Annotated in this window: 6 protein-coding genes; all 6 read right to left on the bottom strand. The window is 69.3% G+C overall.

The genetic code is table 11. From position 1 onward, the window contains the following. Positions 1 to 34 precede the first annotated feature (34 nt). The 6 genes from ACWDV4_RS06665 to ACWDV4_RS06690 all read right to left on the bottom strand — a co-directional run bounded on the left by ACWDV4_RS06665 (position 35) and on the right by ACWDV4_RS06690 (position 20,591). Positions 35 to 2,044 carry a tachylectin-related carbohydrate-binding protein gene (locus ACWDV4_RS06665; RefSeq protein WP_449975433.1) on the bottom strand — a complete coding sequence of 670 codons (2,010 nt, stop codon included), beginning with the start codon at positions 2,042 to 2,044 and terminating at the stop codon, positions 35 to 37. Positions 2,045 to 2,197: 153 nt separating this feature from the next. After that, entirely contained in the window at positions 2,198 to 4,579 is a 2,382-nt protein-coding gene (locus ACWDV4_RS06670) for a hypothetical protein (protein ID WP_449975434.1), read from the bottom strand. A gap of 86 nt (positions 4,580 to 4,665) precedes the next feature. After that, positions 4,666 to 14,433, bottom strand: coding sequence for a polymorphic toxin-type HINT domain-containing protein (locus ACWDV4_RS06675; RefSeq protein WP_449975435.1), 9,768 nt, complete (start codon positions 14,431 to 14,433; stop codon positions 4,666 to 4,668). Between the two features lie 237 nt (positions 14,434 to 14,670). Continuing rightward, positions 14,671 to 17,568, bottom strand: a complete 2,898-nt coding sequence (locus ACWDV4_RS06680) for a hypothetical protein (protein ID WP_449975436.1) — start codon at positions 17,566 to 17,568, stop codon at positions 14,671 to 14,673. Between the two features lie 60 nt (positions 17,569 to 17,628). Beyond that, complete coding sequence (locus tag ACWDV4_RS06685; RefSeq protein ID WP_449975438.1) at positions 17,629 to 20,352, bottom strand: S8 family serine peptidase; 2,724 nt, start codon at positions 20,350 to 20,352, stop codon at positions 17,629 to 17,631. Positions 20,353 to 20,444: 92 nt separating this feature from the next. Beyond that, positions 20,445 to 20,591 carry a hypothetical protein gene (locus tag ACWDV4_RS06690; RefSeq protein ID WP_449975440.1) on the bottom strand — a complete coding sequence of 49 codons (147 nt, stop codon included), beginning with the start codon at positions 20,589 to 20,591 and terminating at the stop codon, positions 20,445 to 20,447. Positions 20,592 to 20,609: the final 18 nt, after the last annotated feature.

Genomic DNA, 20,609 nt, shown 5'->3' on the forward strand with positions numbered 1-20,609 from the left:
GGCGCAGCCCACGAACACCCGCACCACTCGTCGTTCAGTCCGTGATGGACGGCTCCGGCAGCGCGTGCCGGAGGAAGACCGGGCGCTCGGCCGGGGCGGTGGCGGTGGCCAGGCGGGCCCCGCTGACGCCAGCCGCCCAACTCGCCGGCTCATGAACGGTGTACAGCCGCAGCGTGCCGCTGGGGGTACGGGCCAGGTAGGCCACGTTCGGGCCGTTGGCGTTGGTGAAGCTGAACGCGGTCGGGTCCGTGGCGTAGGTCTCGAACGCGTCCTGGGCTGGAATCCAGACACCCCAGGTGCCGCTGCCCTGAGCGGATTCGGCGGCGTAGTGGATGTAACCGTCGGTGCCGCGCACGTAGACCCCGATCCGGCCGGTGACCGGGCTCAGCAACGCGCTGGGCGAGCCCGCTGGCGCGACACCCGTGCCGCCGACCGTCGTCCACGTCCCGGTGAACGTGCCGTCCGTGCCGCGCTCCGTCGCTACGATTCGCCCCTCGGCGTTCCGGGAGAAGATCCGCATTCGGTAGCCCGGCATCACCACCACGGCCGGGGTACCGGTCAGACCGGTCCCGCCGAGGTTGGTCCAGCCCTGCAGGGCACCGTCGACGTATCGGGCCGCCTGTAGCGTGCCGGTGTTGTCCGCGACGATGACCAGCGCGCTGGCGTCGGCCAGCGGCACCGCTACCGGAGTGCCGGTCAGGCCGCTGCCACCGAGCTTGCGCCAGGCGAGCAGGTCCGCGTGCACCGGGTCCTGCCAGCGGGCCCACAGGGCGCCGCCCGCGTCCACGGCGAACACCACCTCACGCTGATTGGAGAGCCGCACGACCGCAGGGCTGGAGGCCATCCGGCCGCCCAGGTCGGTCCAGGCGCTCCAACCAGGACTGCCGGCAGTGGACTGGGTACGCGTCCAGATGTCGCTGTTGATGTTGCGGGAGGTGATCCGGGCCAGATTCTGGGTGTTCTCGGAGAGTCCAGGAACCCCGCTGAACCCCTCGCTGCCGGAGATGGAGGTCATCTGCAGCGAGCTGAAGTTGTCCGGGCTCATCCGTCCGTGCAACAACCGGCCGATGTTGTCGGTGTGGGTGAGCTCGATGCTGTTCGAGGAGGCCTGGGTGACGGCGGCCGGGGCGTGTTGGGCCACCGGCACCGTCGGCCGGGCCGGCACGTGCGATACGGCCAGCGTGCAGGCGTTGGTGACGGCAGCGACGTTGAGGAAGTTGTGCCAGGAGGACCCGATCAGCCGCCCGTTGATGGTCCAGGCGCGGTTGTCCTCGCGGTAGCGGTACTGGTACAGGTTGCCGCTGCCGTTGATGGCGAAGAGGGTGTCACCACCGGCCGAGAAGACGCCCTTGGTGTACACCTGCCAGCCAGTGCCGACGAGTTGCTGGTACTCGATCCAGCGCTGGCTGTCGGGCTCGTAGCGGTAGCGGAAGAGCCGGCCGTCGGTGGCGTCCCGGGCGTACAGCACGCCCGGTCCGGCAGCGACGATCAGGTTGAACCGACCCCAGCCGGTGTCGAGCAGACGGTTGGAGAAGGTCCACGCGCCGGCGACATCGTCGTACCGGTAGGTCCGTAGCCGTCCCTCGGCGTCGATGGCGTAGAAGTCGCCTCGCTCGTCGACAGTGATCTTGTTGCGGGCGGCAGCGGCTGCGAACTGGGTGAAGCCGGTACTGATCCGCTGAGAGGCGCTACCGTTGATCATCTCCCAGTTGCTGCCCATCCAGCGGTAGCGGTGCAGTCCGCTGGAGTTGATGCCGTAGAGCCGTCCATCCGGACCGCCGAGGACGCGCCCATAGGTCTGCCAGCCGTTGCCGATTCCGACGTTGGTCGACCAGCTGGAACTCGCGCTGCCGGGCGCGTTGAGCGGATAGCGCCGGAGTGAACCGCCGCTGGCCACGGCGAAGACCGACGTCTGCGCGACACAGCTCACCGTGTCGACGGCCTGCGCCGGCGCAGGCGCCGGCGCGACCACCGCGACCAGCGCTGCGGCCAGCGCGGCGACCTGCAAGGCCGCCATCCGGCCCCGCCATCGTGATCGTTTCATTGCATACCTTTCCATCGAGCTGGCGTAGTGGGTTGCGGCGCTGGTTCTTTCCGCGAGCGACGAGCCGGTGCACGGTCAACTGGGCAATATCGAGCGGGGCCGTCGCTGGCGTGCCGGGTGGGCGCGGACCTGGCCGCGCCCACCCGTGCGATGTCAGGCCGGTGGGGCGGGGAGGGTGTGCGCGGCGAAGACGCCGCGCGTGGCCGAGGTGGAGGCGGTGTCCCCGGTCCGTTCCGCTGCTGCGGTCGAGCTACGGCTGGCTGTGGCGGCGAGACCCGTCACCGGTTGCCGCTCATAGATCCGACTCGCGTTGTTGGCGTTACGGAACAGGATCAACCACGTCTGTCCGGCGCTGTTGGTCACCGGCACGATCGTCGGATCCGTCGCCGCCGCCTCGAACAGGTCCGGGATCGCTGCGGACCAGTCGTTGAAGACACCCGAACCCTGCGTCGTCTCCCAGGCGAGCATCACCTGACCGGAGGGGCTGCGCGTGACCACCGCCGTACGACCCAGCACCGGGTCCAGCACCGCTGCCGGGGCACCCGCCGACACGTACGAGCCCAGCGACGTCCACGCCGTCGGGAACGTCCCCGCCGCGTCCTGGTACTTCGTCGCGATGGTGCCGTCGAGGGACTGCACGAAGACTCGCATCCGGTAGCCGGGGTAGACCACGACCGCCGGCGCGCTGGTGCCGGTGCCACCCAGGTTCGTCCAGGTGGAGAGGGTGCCGTCGACGTACTCCGCCGTCGCCACCGTCCCGGCGGTGGTGCGCAGGAACAGCCGTACGCCGGTGCGGGTCGCCGCGACGACCGGAGTGCCGACGAAGTCCTGATCGGTCAGCCCCTGCCAGCTGGGGATGGTGCCGGTCTGCTGATACACCCACAGCTTGCCGTCGACGTCGACGGCGAACGCGGCCATGGTTCCGGACGGCAGTCGGGTCACCGCCGGGGCGGCGGTCATCGAACCGCCGAAGTCCGCCCAGGCACTCCACGTCGCCGAACCCACCGCCGTCTGCGTACGCGTCCAGACGTCCGAGTCCGAGTAGTGGGCCGCCACCTGCACCCGGCCGTCACCCAGCACCCCCAGGCTCGGTCGACCGGAGAACGCCTCGTTACCGGAGAGCACGGTCCACTGCACCGAACCGAAGTTGTCCACATCGGTCTGGTGCCCGATCAGCACCCGACCGATGTTGTCCGTGTACGCGTACTCGACCATGCCCAGCGCCGCCCCCGACACCGGTCCGGCCTGCACACCCACCGAGGCCGCGTACGACTGCACCGGCACCGACGGGATCGGGTCGGTGAAGTACCCCTGGATGTCCACGATGATGCGGGCGGCTCCACCCAGGGTGTTCTTGATCCGGATCTGGCCGTTGCTGCCCGGCTTGACGATCATCAGGCCGGCCGCGGTGTACGGCTTACGCACATGCACCTGGCCGGTGTTGGGCTCGGTGTCGCCGGTCGGCCACACCTTGATGCCGCCGGTAGCGCTCGCTCCGGCAACCGTCACGTTGAGCGCCACCCCGGCGACCCCCCGGGTGGGCATGCCGAGCTTGCCGGTGACCTGGAGGTCGACCACACCACCGTTGGCGATCGTGCTTCCGCTGTCGTAGAGCCGGGTCGCCGCGAGGTGGCGGAAGCCGGCCCCCAGGCTGGGGCTGTTGGTGATGTAGCCGTATGGCGCGACGATCAGGTCGACGGCGGCCCCGCTCCGGTTGGTGAACGTGACCTGGCCGGCCGCGGAGAGCGGCAGCGAGACGAGGTGCGAGTGGTGCCCGGTCTCCTCGAAGTTGAGCGCCGAGTGGGCGGGCGCGCCGCCGCCGGCCGGCATCGCGCCGAGCCAGCCGGGTGCGGTCACGTTGACGGCGGCCACGTTGGCCAGCACGGCCGTTGCTGTGGTCGGGACCACGCCACCGGTCAGGGTCACCGTACGGGTGCCGTTCGCGGGGATTTTCGCCTGGGTGGTTCCGGTGCCGTCGCGGGTATCGACCAACTTGTTCTGAGACACCGGAACGAAGCCACCACCGCCACCGACAGCGGAACGGAAGTAACCCTGTGCCGTGGCGATGATGTGGACGTTGCCGACGTCGTTGCGGATGGCGATCCGGCCGTTGCTGCCCGGCTGCACGACCGCGGTGTTGGAGACCTGCTCGCCGGTGAAGTTGTTGAGCATCGAGACCCCGTTCGCGGTGGTGCCGTCGGGGTAGGCCCGCAGGTAGGTGTTTCCCGTGCCGTCCGTCGTCACCAGTCGAATCAGGACCGCGCTGACCCCGGAGGCGGGGACGCCGCCGACACCCAGCACCGGGAAGGTCACCACGCCGCCGGCCCCGACGACGCCGGTGCGCCCGCCGACTCCGGTACGGGTGTCGAGCAGTGCGCCGCCGCTGGGCAGTGGTACGTAGTCGCCACCCAACCCGGCCGCGTCTGCGGCCGCCGGCGACGGGCGCGAGACAGCCACGCCCAACGCCGCCACCAGCAGCACCAGCACGGTCAGCAGCCGAGCCGCCCGTAATCTGTACGTGCCTTCGGTAAACACGTCACTTCCTTTGTCGTAGTCGTTTGGGAGTGGTCATCGGTGCTCACGGTCGGTCTCCGGCGGCAGGACCGGAGGGCGGCCGATGCTCAGCCAACGCCTGGCGGGAGCCAGAGATCCTGGATCTCTGTGAAGAACTCGGTGGCTTTGTCGAAGAACTTCGCGTGGGCTTCTCTCTTCCCCCTGAAGGATTCGAGCTCCCTGCGCAGTTCATCTGGATCCTGGTCCCGCCGCGCAGCGGTGCCGTTGCGCAGGTCGGAACCGGCGTCGTCCAGCTTCGAGTCGTCGCAGTTGCACCTGCCCGGGGGGCGGTGGCCGGTGGTCGACTCCGGCAGGGCGGACGGTCCGTGGATCGGACACCCGGCGTCGGTGTTGTGCACCAGCAGGTCCAGTCCACCGGCGAGCACGTAGAACGTGTGCGTCGTGTCGACGGTGAGGTTGTAGACCCGGGTCCGCTCGGTCCGTTCGCGGGTGGCCAGCACGGTTGCGGTGCCGCCAGCGGAGGTCTGCAACCGTTTGCCGCCGGTCAGGTCATCGGCGTCGACCCAGGTGTTCCGCTCCGGTAGCCAGAACGGGTGGCCCTCGGTGGCGGTGACCGTGGCGCTGGCCGAACCGCCGGTGCCGTCGGTGTCCACCTCGACCTCGACCAGCTCCTTCTGGCCCTCGCCGACGATGACTCCGGTGACCGCGAAGGCTCCGGTGCGGCCGGTGGTGGGGTCGGTGGAGAGCACCTTCTCGCCCACCCTGACCTTGCTGATCGGTTTGGTCGAGCCGTCGGCCATCCGGACCAGCGTGTCGCCGGTGAAGCTGTTGCCGGTGGCGCAGGAGGCGATGTCGGCGACGTCGTCGGTGCGCCTGGCGGTAACCAGCTGCGATCCGCCGCGGACCACGTCGGCGACCTCGTCACCGTGCTTGGCGGCCAGGGTCGCTACCCGTGCCGCGCGGATTGCGCCGCCACCGGCACCACCGAGGGCGTAACCGGCGACGGTCGCCACGGTCCAGGCACACGCTTCCAGGTCACCCTTGCTGACACAGTCGACCAGGTCGGTGATGCCGACGGCGTCGGCGGCGAGGCTCAGCGCGTTCTTCACGTACGGGGCCGCGGCCTGGGCGAAGTCCACCACCGCCTCGGTCGCCTTGGACAACTCCTCGACGACCGTGCCGGCCACCTGTACGGCCGCCTGATAGAGGACCTTCGTCGCCTGGACCGTGTCGGCGACCACGTCCCGGACGGTGGCGACCACCGCGGCTGGGATGTGTGCGGCGGCCGACACCACCGTCTTGATGGCCGACACCACCGGCTTGAGCGCGGCGGCCACCGCCTTGATGGGATTGTGTTTGGCCACGTACTCGATGGCCCGCCGCGCGGTTTCGGTGACCTTCCGCTTCACCTCGTGGATTACCTGCCGAACCTGCTCGGCCTTCTGCTTTGCCCAGCTCCATCCCGCCGAGACGGCACCGGTGACCGTCTTCCACGCCCGGGACGCCTTGTCGGCCACCCAGGCACCGGCGGCTCTGATCTTCTGACCGACCCAGCTGACCGCCGAACTGGCCTTGTTGTAGAGCCACCGGGCACCGGCAGAGATCGCGGAGGCTACCTTCTTGATTCCCGAACCGACCCAGTTGGCTACCTTCTTCATCCCGGACCAGACGGCGCTCGCCCCCGCCTTCAGGCCGTTCCAGGCGGTGCTGGCCACCTTCTTCACTCCGGACCAGGCCTTGGCGGCGGTCTTCTTCACCCCGGACCAGGCGTTGGAGGCGGTCTTCTTGACCTTGTTGACCACGGACTTGCACCAACCGCACGACGGCCAGTACCCGTCCGGGTCGATGTGCGCCAGTGGGTCGCCCGCCGCGTAGGTGTACCGGTTGGCCAGGATCGAGTCGCCGACGCTGTAGTTGACCGTGTCGCGGGAGAGGAACGCGCCGGTGCCGGGCTCGTACCAGCGGGCGCCCATGTCCACCTGACCGGTGGTCGGATCGGTCCAGTCGCCCTGGAAGCCCAGGTCGCCCGTATCGCCCTCGGTGGCGGTGACCTGACCGAAGGGGTCGTACGCCGTCGAGTCGGCGAGTTCGGTCAGCGTTGTGTCCATGGGGTCGATACCGGCCACCACGTCGCCGTGCCCGTCGGTGAGGGCCAGCAGCTGTTGGTTGCCCTCGCCGACGGCGACGACCTCACCGGTCGGCCCCCGCGAGTAGCGGCCGGTGCCGTCGGTGACCACGTCGTCAGCCATGCCGGCGTAACCGAACGAGGTCGTGCCCCGGTTCGCCACCCGGTTGAACGCGTCGTACGTGTAGCTCACCGAACCGGCGGTGGTGAGCCGGTCGAACGCGTCGAAGGCGTACGACTCGGTCAGGCCGGAGCTGGTCCGGGAGGCGAGCGTGCCCCGCGCGGTGTAGGTGTAGGTGTAGTCCGAGTCGGACAGCAGGCGGTTGCGCTCGTCGTAGCTGGCGGTCTTCGTGCCGGCGCGGATCCGGTTGCCGGAGGCGTCCCAGGCGTACGCCACGGTGCCCTGCGGCCCGGTCCACGACACCAGGCGCCCGGCCAGGTCGTAGGCGTAGGTGTGGTTACCGGCCCCAGCCGTCCCGGTGGTCTTCTTGCCGACCAGCTTGTCGTCGACGTCGTAGGCGTAGCTGATGGAGCTGACCGACTGCCCGGTCGAGTTGCGGGTGACGTCGCTGGTGATGCGCGCCAGGTTGTCGTAGGCGAAGGTGCGGGTGCGGCCGGAGCCGTAGTCGATGCTGGTCGGCTGCCCGGTGGCGTCGTAGGTGTAGTTCTGGGTTACGCCGGTGATGCCGTCGCGGATCGCGGTCAGTCGCCTCTTGGTGTACGTGTAGGTGGCGCTGCCGGATGCGTCGGTCCGGTTGGTCAGCTGCCCGTCGGCGTCGTAGCTGAAGTTGGCGGAGCCGGACCGGCCGGCGGAGCTGAGCAGGTTGCCCCGGTCGTCGTAGCGGTACGTGTCGGTGCCGACCGGTGCGGTGGCCTGGACCAGCCGGCCGGCCAGGTCGTAGCCGAGGGAGCGCTCCGGGGTGCCCGCACCGGCCCCGGTTTCGCTGGTCAGCCGGCCCGCCGCGTCGTAGCTGCGGATCCGGGTCACCCCGCCGGGTGAGGTGAGCTTGGTCGGTTGCCCAGAAATGTTGTACGTCAGCGTCCAGGTGCGGTCGGCCGCGTTGGGGTGGGCGGTGGTGGCCGGCTCGATCTGTGACTCCAGCAGCCCCCAACTGTTGTACGTGGAGATGGTGCGGTTACCCCGGCCGTCGGTGTACCGGGTCGGGCTGCCGGCCACGTCGTAGCCGAAGCTGGTGGTGATCGAGGAGTTGGCGGTGGTCGGCTCCACCTGCCGGGTCAGCCGGCCGAGGGCGTCGTACTCGTAGCTGGTGGTCACCCCGCCGGGGCTGACCGCCGAGGTCAGCTTGCCGGCCGCGTCGTAGCCGTAGGTCTGGCTACGCAGGACCGAGCCGTCCGCCGCCAGGTCCGACTCGGCGGTGATCAACCCGAGCAGGTCGTAGTCGATCCGTTCGGTGCGGCCCAGCGCGTCGCTGACGCGTACCTGCCGGCCGGCGGAGTCGTAGCCGTAGCTGGTAACCACCCCGGCGGGGTCGGTCACCCGGGTGAGCTGGCCGAGCGCGTCGTACACGTTGGTGGTGGTGGCACCACTGGGCGACACGACCGAGGTGACGTTGCCATTGTCGTCGTAGCGGTAGCCCGTGGTGAGCGCGCGGACGGTCGGGTACCGCTCCAGCACCGTGGCGGTCACCTGCCGGTCGAGGTCGTCGTAGGTGGCCTCGATCCGGCTTCCGGTGGGGCCGGTCGTCGACAACACTTGACCGGTACGGGTGTAGGTGTACCGGGTCACCGCCCGGTCCGAGGCGCCGGTGGGCTCGTCCCGGCTGACCAGCCGCCCCAGCTGGTCGTACTGATAGCGGGTGGCGTTGCCCCGCGAGTCGACGGTCTCCACCACGTTGCCCGTCGGGTCGTAGCGGGTCGTGGTGTTCGGTTGCAGCGAACCCATCCCGACGGGTGGCCAGTACGTCGGAGCCGTCCGGCTGACCTGGCGACCCAGCCGGTTGTAGGCGTAGCTGGTGACGTTGCCCCGGGCGTCGGCCGTGTGCACCGTCTCGTCGAAGGTGTTGTAGCCGGTGACGGTGGTCGGCGTCACTGTGGTTGGCGCGCCGCCGTTCTCCTCGGCGGCCACCTGTGGGGCGATCACCCTGATCCGGCGGCCCAGTTCGTCGTAGCCGTACCGGATCGTCTGACCGAGCGGGTCGGTGGCCGTGGTCAGCAGCCCACGCTGGTCGTAGCTACTGGTGGTGACCCGGCTGGTGGTGCCGGCGACAACCGTCTGGCGGATCACGTTGCCGCTGTCGTCGTAGCCGTAGTCGACCTGCTCCGGCGTGGTCGACAGGGTCCACGGCACGTTGGACGCCCGGCCGGTGCGCGTCGTCCGGGTCACGTTGCCCATCGCGTCGTACGTGTACGACGTGGTCAGCGCGGCACCACCGGGGTTGACCACGACGGTGGCGACGTTGCCGGCCCGGGTGTACGTCTGCTGGGTCACCGAGGTGCCGTTGGCCGCTGTCTGCCGGGTCCGGTTGCCGGCACCGTCGTAGATGTTCTCCTCCACCACGTAGTCGCGGGTGCTGCCGTCGGTGTTGCGGAAGTTCTTCAGCACGATGCGGTGCAGTTGGTCGTCGCCGTAGTACTGGTATTCCAGCCGCCGGCCCATGGCGTCGGTGTCGCTGGCCATTCGGCCGGCGTAGTCGTACGTGTAGGTGTGCAACACCAGGTAGTCGCCGGTGGTGGGCCCCTCGTCCCCGGTGTACGCCCGCAGTCGGACCTCGGCCATCATGTTGCGCGCGGTGTAGGCGTAGTCGTACCGGTTGCCGTTGGCGTCCACGACGCTGGTCTCGTTGCCGAACCGGTCGTAGTTCTTGGTGGTCTCGTTGCCCTCGGCATCGGTGACCTTGATCGGCCGGTTGTGCTGGTCGTACTCCCAGGAGGTGGTACGGGTGGCGTCGGCGCCGGGTACGTCGGCGACCTCGACCCGGATCACGTTGCCGTCCACGTCGTACGTCGTCGTGGAGCGCTTCTGGTGTGCCTGGCCGGTGACCTTGTCGGTGGTGGCCGGCTCGGTGGTGCTGACCGGTCGGGACAACGCGTCGTAGGTGAAGCTGGTGACCACCCCGGCCGGGTAGGAGTCGGAGATCTCCGTGGTGGTGAGCGTGCGGCCGAGCGCGTCGTAGGTGGAGGTGGTGATCATCCCCGACGGCTGGGTGATCCGGTACAGGTCCCCGTTCTGGTAGTAGGCGTAGCGGGTGATCTTGCCCCGGGCGTCGGTGGTGGTCAGCAGCAGGCCGGCGGGCATGGTGCCTCCGCCGTACGCCGCCTCACCTCCGGTGGTGTAGGTGTGGCTGACGGTGCTGCCGTCCGGGTTGACCTGGGTGGCCAGCTCACCGGATGGGGTGTAGCTGTAGGTGGTGCGGTAGGTGTTGTCGGTGGCGTTGGCCGAGCGGCCGTCCCGCGCCTCGGTCGGCAGGTCGTTACGCGGGTCGAACCGGTCGGTCACGGTGGCCGGATAGGTCGTGTAGCTGGTGTGGCAGACACCAGCGGCCCGGCAGGTCTTCGTCGAGACGACGTTGCCGCGCTCGTCGTGCGTCATCCGCACGGCGTCGCCGTTCTCGTTCGTGACCACGCTCTGGTTGCCACGGTCGTCGTACTCGAAGGTACGGATCGCCATCCCTTCCAGCGGGTGCCGCACGAACACCGGCCCGCCCGCGCCACCCGGGATGACGGTGCAGAACGCCGGGTCCTCCGGGTCGGGGGTGGAACACACCTCGGTCGGTGGCGTCGTGGGGGAGGGGGTGGGCGAGCCGGGCCGGTCCTCCTCCCGGGTCTCCAGACCGAGCGGGGTGCCCGACCGCAGCAGCTGACCGGTGAGCCCGTCGTACTCGTACAGGTGCGGCCGGTTCGCCGGGTCCAGCACCTGCACGCTGCGCCGCAGGTCGGTGTCACCGCCGTACACCAGTGGAGCCCCGACGGTCCAGATACCGCCGTGCCGGTCGGTGTGCGTGGTGACCCGGTCAGCTGCGGTGTCGTACGTGAACTGCGCTGCGATCTTGCCGCTGGGCAGGGTCACCGACGTCAACTGGTTGGTGCCGGTGGCGTACTGGTAGTGCGCGGTGACCGCCGCCTGGCCCAGCGGGTGGGAGTAGACGGCCGCCTCGTCGATCGCACCGGTGAAGTACCGCCGCGCCGTCGTGCCCCAGCCCGGCCAGGATGCCGGCGTGGACGCGTACGCCGCGCCGAGCTGGTTGAAGGTGAGCAGCGAGTGTTCGACCGTCGTGCCGGTACGCTCGGCCACCTTGGCCCCGTCGAGATAGAGCGTCTGGACCCCGCCCATGACCGACAGCACCACGTGGTGCCAGCGCCCGTCGTTGACGGCAGCGGTCGAGGTCAGCGGTGCGATCGTGGGGCCGTTGAACTGGCCGCGAAGCAGGCCGTCGGTGCCCACGTACAGCACCGGCACCCCGGTGGTGGAGGCCTCGCCGAGCGCCTTGTCCTGGTAGCCCAGCAGCGGGCCGCCGCTGCCGGTGGTGCTGGCCTTGAACCAGAGTTCGACCGCGCCGTCGCGCGACTTCTTCACCGCGCCCTTGGGCAGCTCCACCGTCGAGGAGGTGCCGTTGAAGCTGGCCGCGGTGTTGCTGGTGCCGGTCAGCGCACCCGCCGTACCGAGGGTCACCCCCGTGTAGGTGCCGGCATCCTTGCCCAGGTTGACGGCGATCTCACTGCCGGCCGCCGTGCCCTTGGCCTCACCCAGCCGCCAGTACGACTCCGGCTTGGCATCGAGCACGCCGGTGCGGTAGTGCGAACCGGCCGCGTAGCTGTAGCGGGTGCAGGCGTTGCCGGGGGCGCAGACCGAGGTGAGCAGGTCACCGGTGTAGGTGTAGGTCCAGGTCGGTGCCGTGCCGTTGACCGCGTCGGCGGCGACGCTGACCACGTGCGCGCCCGACCAGGTGAAGGTCAGGGACCGTCCGGCGGTGTTGGTCTGGCTGTTGGCAACGTGGGCCCGGGCCAGTTTCCCGTCGGTGGTGCGGTAGGTGAGCACGATCGACCGCAGGGCGGCATCCGTGATCTTCGTCAGTCGGCCGGTCGAGGAGAACTGGTACGTCATCCGCGCCTTGTCGACCAGCGTCCAGATGGTGCCGTTCCAGGTCAACGACGCGGTACGGCCGGACGGGGCGGCGAAGGTGCCGTCCGGGTTCTTACCGAAGCGCACCTGCTGCCCGTCCGGGTAGGTGACGAGCATGTTGCCGGAGCCGTCCGCGTCGGCGACGATCCGCATGTCGTACCGGGTCGACCAGCCGGCACCGAACGTGCTGTCGCGTCGCGGGTCGAGGCTGTTGTAGGTGCGGACCAGGTTCAGCTCGGGACCGACCGTGGTGACCGTGGCATCCATCGCGGTGGTGGAGACGTTGCCGGTCTGGGCGTCGAACTCGCGGTCGTTCGCCGCCGTCGTCGCACCCGCGATCCGTGAGGTGATCTCCGGCTGCGGTACGGCGGTGAGCAGCGTCGAAGACGGTGACGAGACCTCGTTGCCGGCGTCGGAGACGATTACCCGCCACTGGTAGGTCTTGCTCCAGTACAGCCGGCCGGCCGGCACCGTCCATGCGGTCTTGGCCTGGAAGCCGGAGTCGAAGCAGCCGGTGGTGCCACCGGATGCCGTCTGCTCACACACCTCGAACTTGTAGGAGAGCGACGACCCCGGGGGCGCGTCGATGTCCAAGGCGCGGGCCCACAGTTGCGGGGCCAACGTCGACGCGGCGTAGCCGTTCGGCGGGTAGAGCTCCTGCACGACCGGCGGGATGTCGGTGACCTCCAGCACCATTCGGGCGGGTGGCACCTGGTGGTCGGTGAAGACCGCGCCGCCGGTACGCACCATGGTGAAGTCGAGGAAATACCGTCCCGGCGGCAGGGCCTTGATGGTCGCGTCGAGGGTCACCGTGGCGCCACGGGCCACCGGGGCGGTCAGGTTGGCCGCACGCTGCTGGGTCACCGCCGCGCCGGTCTGCGCGTGGTAGGCACGGTAGGCCAGGTAGTAGTTGCCCACCGCCCACGCCTCGGCGCTGCGGTTGGTCACCGTCACGGCGACCCGGCCGTCCTGGTTCTGCAACACCGGCGGGTTCGGCACCGGCTTCGGGATGGCGTACGAGGCGTTGTACGGGCTGTGCGTCACGTACAGCTTCGGCGGGTTGGCCGTCCCGGGGCCGGTGAACCGCTTGCCGCTGAGCGAATCGGTCGAGGCGCGTAGCGACAGACCGTGGTTGGTCTGCTCCCCGTTGACCCAGCGTTGTACCAGCTGAGCACCGGCACCGCCCAGGTCGATCGCCTCGGCCGCGATCGGACAGGCCGACCGGTCCGCGCCGAACTCGACATAGCCGTAGGCAAACGACTTGCTCGCCAGTGCCGCGCCGACCGCCGGGCCGGGGTAGGAGTAGCCGGGGCCAGCCGACCAGGCGGCGGTCACCGGGTGCACGGTCACCGGCCGGGGCCGGCACGAGTTGGAGTCGTAGTTGACCACCTGTAGCTGCGCGCCGTAGATGGTGTGGTAACGCAGCCGGTCCACCAGGCCACCGAACCTGAGGTACGACGCGGCGTTGGCGCCGTCCACCGCGCCGACCAGCAGTTCGCTGCTGCCCGAGGCAGAGCTGGAACCGTGCACGTACATGGCCGAGTCGGCCGCACCGCTGTCGACCGGTAGTTCGACCGTCGGGTCCAGGCGTACCGGGTAGACCCGGGCCGGGTCGCGCAGCCACTTGTCGTCCACCGAGACGCGCAGCGTCGGCTTGCCGCCGATGGTGAGCAGTTGATAGGTGACCGCGGTCGAGGTCACCGGAACGGGGGCGGCGTCGACGACGTAGCCCGGTGGGAAGACGGCGCGCACCGTGCCGGCCGCGTCGGTCAGCACCACCGTGTTGTCGCGCAGTGCCGCAGTCAGCCCGTCGAGGCGCAGCGGGAAGTCGTACACCCGGGGCGTGTCGACGGAGTGCAGTACCAGCGTCTCCTTCAGCGCCCCGGGTCGCGACTCCAACTCAAGGTCCACATTGGGCAGCACGCCACGGTAGGTGACCAGTGCGCCATCGGCCCGCCCGGGCACCGACGCGGCACCGGCCAGCCCGTACGACACGGCCTGCCCGTCAGCGACGGTGAAGCGGGCCAGCGTCGGGGAGTCGGCTTGGGCGGCGAGCCGGACCTGCACCGCATCGGCCGTGTTGCGCCAGCCTGAGCCGGCATCGGCGGTCAACCTCGGGTCGATCGGCGCCCAGGCGCCGCTGGCGGTCCGGTAGTTGATCGGTGCGGTGGAGAAGACGGTGGTCTGGGTGCCGTCGGTGTTGGTGTAGACCTGTCGATGGGCATCCCGCTGCTGCGGCAACTCCTGGCTGCTGGCCGGCTGGTAGCCCCGCGGCTGCGTCGTCAGCGGCTTCTGCTGGCTGGCGGTGTTGGCCGGGACGGTCGGCTGTTGGGGCAGCTTGTGCTGCGGATAGCGCGATTGTTGGGAGGCGGGAATCGTCGTGTTCACGCGTTGCTGCGGAGCCTGGCCCGCGCTCGATGCGCCATCCCACCGCTGCCGAGGTGCGGATTGCGCCCCGGTGCTCCCGTCTCGGGCCGCGCCAGCCGTGGTGGCCGAACTCGCATCCGGAGGTTCCGGCAGCCCTTCCACCCCGTCGGTGGCGACGATGAGCGCCAGCGTCGCGGCCAGCATGGCAGCCATCATCGGCTTCGGCGAGCGGCGCGTACGCCGCAGGCTGCGCAGCAGTTCCGAGGTTTGGCGATCCGATGCGTTCAGGTGGCTGTCCTGCATCCCAAACCTCCGCGGCACGCAAAGTCGTTTTAGGGCATCGCAGCTTGCGATGCCCGCAAATGGATATCGCGTCGGGAGGCGGGGATAGTTGACTATATGAACTTGTTATCCACGATGACTGTTCAACCGCTGCCGGCATGCACCTGAACTACCCGACAACCAGCGGCTGGGATGCCGGTCCGGATGCCAGCCCGCCGGGCACGTCATGGACGTACCCGGCGGGTGAGGGGATGGCGGTCATCGCCTGCCGGTGAGGGTGAAGGCGTCGAGGATGGTCTGCTCGATGGTGTTGCCGTCGGCGTCCGCCGCGCTGGCCCTGATGCTGACCGTGCCAGTGGTCTCCGCCAAGCGCGGGAGCTGGTAGCTCGCGATGTAGTTCCCGCCGCCCTTGGCGGTCGTCGAGAGCCGTTTCCAGGTGACTCCGCCATCGGTGCTGATGGAGAGCGCGACGCTCCGGACTGCCGGTGCGTTGGGCGCGTTGTGGTACGCGGCGACCTTGATCTGGTGTCGGCCGGGAGCGGTGACCGTGTCGGCCAGGTCCGAGTCGACGTCGTACCGCAGGAAGAGGAGCGGGTCGGCGTGGCAGGCGATGCCCGACCCCTCGACGCAGAAGAACCCCTTCGGTGGTTCGTTCCGGGTCGGCGCGGCGGACGTGAAGGTCCATGCCGTCGACGTCTTGCCGCCGCCGCTCTGGGCCGTCAGTCGGTATCGCCGTGCCTCGGCCGGAAGCTCGTAGGTGGCACCCCACACGAGCGAGCTGGCCTGCGGCAGCTTCTGGCCGTCGGCGTACATGTGTAGATTCTCCGGCTCGAAGACGTACGCACCGATCGCCTGGTCCGGGTTGGCCCCGGAGATCAGATAGGTGATCGGGTAGAACGTGTTGCCCTGCCGGCAGAAGGCGCATGCTTCGGTGGACCAGTCACCTTCCCACTTGCCCGGTTGGGACTGGAAGACCCGAGGTGACAGCTCCGGCGCGCCGGGCACGAGGGGCCGTGGCGCCCACCGCGCCGTGGTCGATCCCGCTCGGTCCGTGACGTCGATGGTGCGGGCCGCCGGCTGCGACCCGAAGGGGGTGTAGAACTGGTTCCGTACCAGGTCCGGCGACACCGGGCCGCGATAGGTGGTGAACTGGACGCTGTCGGTGAGGTAGTTGTAGGGGACCCCAGCGGCGACGGTCTCGTTCGGCCGGAAGGCCGAGTAGATCAGGCTGGCCGGCTCCGCCTGCGTGCCCTGGAGCGAGGTGTCGACCTTGGCGAGCTGCCGGTCGGTGACCTCGGTGTGCAGGGAGGCCGGAATCCGTCCCTCGTGGTAGGTGTGCAGTGTGTAGACGTACGGGCTGACCGAGTCGTAGCCGGAGACGTCGATCTTCACCGGGTTGCGGCGCAGCAGGGCACGAAGGCTCTCGGCCTCTGCCGGTGAGACCGTGGCGTACGGGATGTCGGCTACCTCCTCGGTGTTGTACCACCAGTCCGGCTCGACCGGAACCCAGCAGGTCATGGTCGGCCAGGGGCCGCCGGACGAGATCGGCTCGACGAGCACACCCGCGGCACCGGCAGCCCGCGCTCGGGTCAGTTGCCCGTTCCCTATGCGGCACTGCCCACCGGCCGGCTTGTCCGCGTCGATCTGCAGTAGGACGAGCTTGCCCTTGGCGTTGATCCGGGCGAAGTCCGCGTCCCGGCCCAGTCCACCGTCGACCAGTTGGAGGTTCTGCCGGCCGCTGAACCGCACCACCTCGAAGTCGGGACGCTTGTACCATTCCGCCGGCAGCGTGGCCTTGAGCTCGACACGCTTCGGTGCGGTGACGGCCATCGTCAGCATCGGCTTGCCGAGCACCCAGTTCACTCCGAGGTGGAAGGTGCCCACCTTCACCGGGGCGCTGGGAACAGCCCAGAACCTGGAGTTGCCGTACCCGGTGAAGCTGAGCGTGGCTCCGCCCGCACCGTTGGCGAAGGTACGGAAGGTGGTCCGGGAGGCGAGGAACACCTCGGTCGGCCGGGGGGTGCCCACCGTCAACTGCTGCGCGGCGTCGCCGTCGCGGGTGATGGTGGTGTCCCCGGTGACCTCAAACTCCGGCAGTTCCAGGTTGAGGTGCTGCTCGCGCCGGTCGAGCAGGAAGACGGCGTGGCCGCCGGCCTCGTAGGTGCCAGGCGGGACCTCGTACGTCGCCTCGAACGTGGTGCAGGGATCTTCGTCCAGGCAGCGGGCACTGACGGATTCGTACGCGGAGCCGACCGCAGCGCCGGCGACCTGGGCGAGCACGAAACCGCCGACCGGGCAGAGGGTCATCACCCGGGCGCCGCAGGAGTTGGCGTCGGCGTTCTTCCGTTTGAAGATCTGGGTGACCCGGTACTTCGGCTGCCCGGTGTCGGTCTGCGGCGTGGCCTTCACCGAGCGGAGCCCGGTGGGCCAGATCGCCACCGCCTCGCCGCCGAGCTGCGGGGTGGCACCGTCGAACAGGTAGTTGCTGAAGTCGCCCAGCTGGGAGTTGGGCTTGATGGCGGTCCAGAACTCGGCAGCCTGGCGCGGATCGATGCGAAGGTCGACTGTGCCGAGGTCCGGGCGCTTCCCGGCCGTCGTCACACCGGACAGGCGCGAAATCCGCTTGTCGAGACTCGCCGCGTCCAGCCGGTCACCGTATTTGACGGTGACGGCGAAGGAGGTGTCCCCGCCGCGTTCCTGGAGGGCTGCGAGCCAGGCCACATCGAAGATCATCTTATCGATGACGCCGCTGGCGACCAGCGTCTGCGCGTCGCTCGGCAGGGCGTGGATCCGGGTGGCGGTGCCATCGGTGGCAGTGCCGACCTTGACGTCGATCGTCGGGCGGGTGCCGTCGGCTCGGGTCGTCGGGACGGCGGTGACGGTGTATCGGTCGCCCTCCCGAGTCAACGTGACCTCGTCGCCGGTGATCAGTGTGATCGTGTAGGTCGACCTGGTCAGACCGGGGAGCGAGACGGCTCGCAGGCCCTCTTCGGCGGCGGTGGGCCCGGCGGGTGCCGGGACCGGATCCGTCGGCTCATAGGGGCGTGCGGCTGCGGCGCTGGCCGTACCCAGCACGGTCAGGACCGCCGCTGCGGCAGCGAACAGGCGTAGACGATCTCTTCTCCGGGTACGGAGATTTCTGCGTGATCTGGTCACGAATGGCTCCTTGCCTGAGGTGAACTGGCGGGATCGCGGTGCAGGGTGTCGCTTGGCATGTCAGCCACCTGCCCGTACCAGTGACCAGTCCTGGGTCACGATCGCGTCCTTGCGGACCGAGATCGTCGCGGTACCGCTCTGGTATCCGGACGCGGTCGCGGTGAATTCGGTGCGGCCGATCGCGGAGCTGAACACCCAGTACAGGCCGTCGCCGAGGGCCGGGTCCACCGGCGTGGTGACGCCCGTGCCGGACTCCTGTGGCTGCCCGGTACGCGCCACGGTGGCGAAGACCGGCGCACCGGTGTCACGGTCGCTGGCGAACCCGAGGACCAGTCCGCCTTCGTCCGGCCGGCAGGCGCGGGTGCCCACGAACACGTTGTCCACCGCCCACCACCATGCGTTGCGGCCCTGGTAGTGGAACCGGATCCGGACGTCCTTGCGGCCGGCTGCCTGCGGCAGCGCCAGGGTGACCTGCCCGAACGCATGGTTGCTGGTTTGCCGCCACACCGTCTTCCAGGTCCGGCCGCCGTCGGTGCTCACGTCGACGTCGGCCCGCTGGCTGGCGTCGTTCGGGTAGTAGGACGTGTGGAAGGTGAGCTGCGGGGAGGCGTCACCGGACAGGTCGAACACCGGGGAGGTCAGGCTGGTGTCGAACCGCTTTCCGTCGCCGGCCGCCGAGTCGGCGATGGCGAACCTGCCGTCACCGCCTTCGGGTACCGGCCGGTAGCCGGGGTTGTCGAACCGCCAGCTCGGCTTGCCCGAGGTCTGCCAGCCGTTCCGGGTGCCGGTGTCGGTCCAGTCGTTGAAGTCCTCGCCGACGCCACTCAAGCGATAGCCGGGTGCGGTGCAGGTCGACGCGTCGATGGTCAACGCCGCGTCCTGGACGATGTCCGCCTTGTCCAGCTCGAACGTCCGCTGGTCGGCCTGGTATCCGGGGTACTGGGCGGTGACCTGCATCGTGTACGGAGCTGAGCCGGGTAGCCGCACGTGGTACCGGCCGGTCACCGGGTCGGTGAAGATCGGCCCGAGCGGATAGCCGTCGATGACGATCTTCGCGTACAACGGCCAGCCGTGCCCCGATCCGTCGGTGATGGTGCCGCTGACCGCGTACATCGCCTGGGGCACCAGGGTGACGTCGGCCGTCGTGGTCGTTCCCTCGTGTACCTGCGCCTGCGCCGTGCCGGACGCGTAGCCGTACTTCCGTGCGCTGATGGTGTAGCTGCCGATGGGCAGCGCACCCGACTGGTACGCGCCGTTGGCGTCGGCGGTCACCTCGCGGCTGACCGGACCGGTGATCGTGAGGGTGGCACCGGGAACCGGCTTTCCGGTCTCGGTGTCGTTGACGGTGCCGCCCAGTCGACCGGTGATACCCCTCGGTGCCTGCTTCATCAGTGTGAGCGTGTCGAGTCGACCTTCGCCGAAGGCGTTGTTGTCGTCGTCGGTGCCACCACACTGACTGTTCGGGTTGTCCGTGGCCGTGCCGTCGAGCAGGGACTTGGTGCCGTCGACGTCGCCCACCAACGCCGCTGCCGCCGACCAGACCAGGGCGATTGCGCCCGCGACGTGCGGTGTCGCCATCGAGGTGCCGTTCATGGTGGCGTACGCGCTTCCCGGCATGCTGGATCGCACGTTCACGCCGGGCGCGGCGATGTTCGGCTTGATTTCACCGTCCTGACCGGCCCCGCGGGACGAGAAACCGGCGATGGTGTTGTCGACGTCGTACGCGCCAACCGAGTAGTTGATCTTACGGCTGCCCGGCGAGCCACTCGTCTGGCAGGCCGGTCCGTTGTTGCCGTTGGCCCACACGCCGAAGATGCCCGAGGCGGTCCAGGCCAGGCTGATGTCCTCCAGGAACGGGGCGTCCGACGGGGTGGTGGTGCCCCAGGAGTTGTTGATGATGTGCGGCCGCTTGCTGGCATCCGGGTTCTGCCCGCTCAGGTCCGTCGGTTCCAGCAGCCACTGACCAGAGCTGATCAATGCGGCGTCGGTCGGGCAGCAGCCGTTCGCCGTGATCCAGCGGGCCCTGGGGGCCACCCCCACCTGGTTCCCGGCACCGTCGTCGCCGACCATGGTGCCCAGCGTGTGCGTACCGTGTCCGTCGTTGTCACAGGGGGCGTTGCCGCAGGTACCCGCCGCGTCGAACCAGTTGTAGTTGTGGTCGAACACGCCGTCGCCCTTGTTGCCTCGGTACTGCCGCACCAGCGCCGGGTGGTCGAACTGGGCACCGGTGTCGATCGAGGCCACCGTGATGTCCTCGCCGCGTACGTCGAACTGGTTCCACACGTCGTCGGCGTTGATGTTGGCGACGCCCCACTCGACCGGGTCGACCGCCTGTCGGCTGACGCCCTTGGTGACCGCGGGAGGGTCGACCTTGAACGACGGCAGCAGCGAGCTGACCTCGTTCTTGGCAGCCAGTCGCTCGGCGAGGTCCGACCCGCCGGTCACCTTGATCGCGTTCGTCGCCCAGAAACTCTGGTACGCGACACCCGAAGCGGTGAGTTCCTTACGCACCGCCTGTTGGCTGTTGTCGGCGGCCTGCTTCAGTGCCCTGGCCACCGCCGTGCCGCGGGCGTTCCAGTCCTTGATCGCACTGGCCTTGGACAGGTCTGCCTTAGCATCGAAATAGACCCAGAAGTCCACGGGGGACTCCTGGGCGGTCAGCTGGGTCTGGAGCTGTGGACGGATCTTCGCCTCTGCGGCGGCGGATGCCTGCTGATCGGGCCCGGTTGACGGAAGCGCGGCGGCGGCACCGTTGAGGCCGAGCACCGTGGCCACGGCGGCCACCAGTACGGTCGTGATTCTTCGTCTCGATGGATGGGCAGAGCGCATAAGGGATCCTCGTCTGGGAATGCGGTGGGGACTGCGGTCGTGACTGGTCACAGCGGCAGGTACCGGTCGTCGTTCTCGGCGTCGGACGCGTCGACAGGTCCGGCCTCGGGAGGGTCCTCGACGGGCGGGTCCGCAGGGCGAACGGTCTCCGACGACGCCACCTCGGCGTCGTCGGGGTCATCTCGATGCGACATGCCAGCATCGTGGTCAAC

The sequence above is a fragment of the Micromonospora sp. NPDC003197 genome (assembly GCF_053590565.1).

Coding starts and splice junctions, on each gene's coding strand:
- ACWDV4_RS06690 (WP_449975440.1), bottom strand. CDS start 20,591: ATGTCGCATCGAGATGACCCCGACGACGCCGAGGTGGCGTCGTCGGAG.
- ACWDV4_RS06665 (WP_449975433.1), bottom strand. CDS start 2,044: ATGAAACGATCACGATGGCGGGGCCGGATGGCGGCCTTGCAGGTCGCC.
- ACWDV4_RS06675 (WP_449975435.1), bottom strand. CDS start 14,433: ATGCAGGACAGCCACCTGAACGCATCGGATCGCCAAACCTCGGAACTG.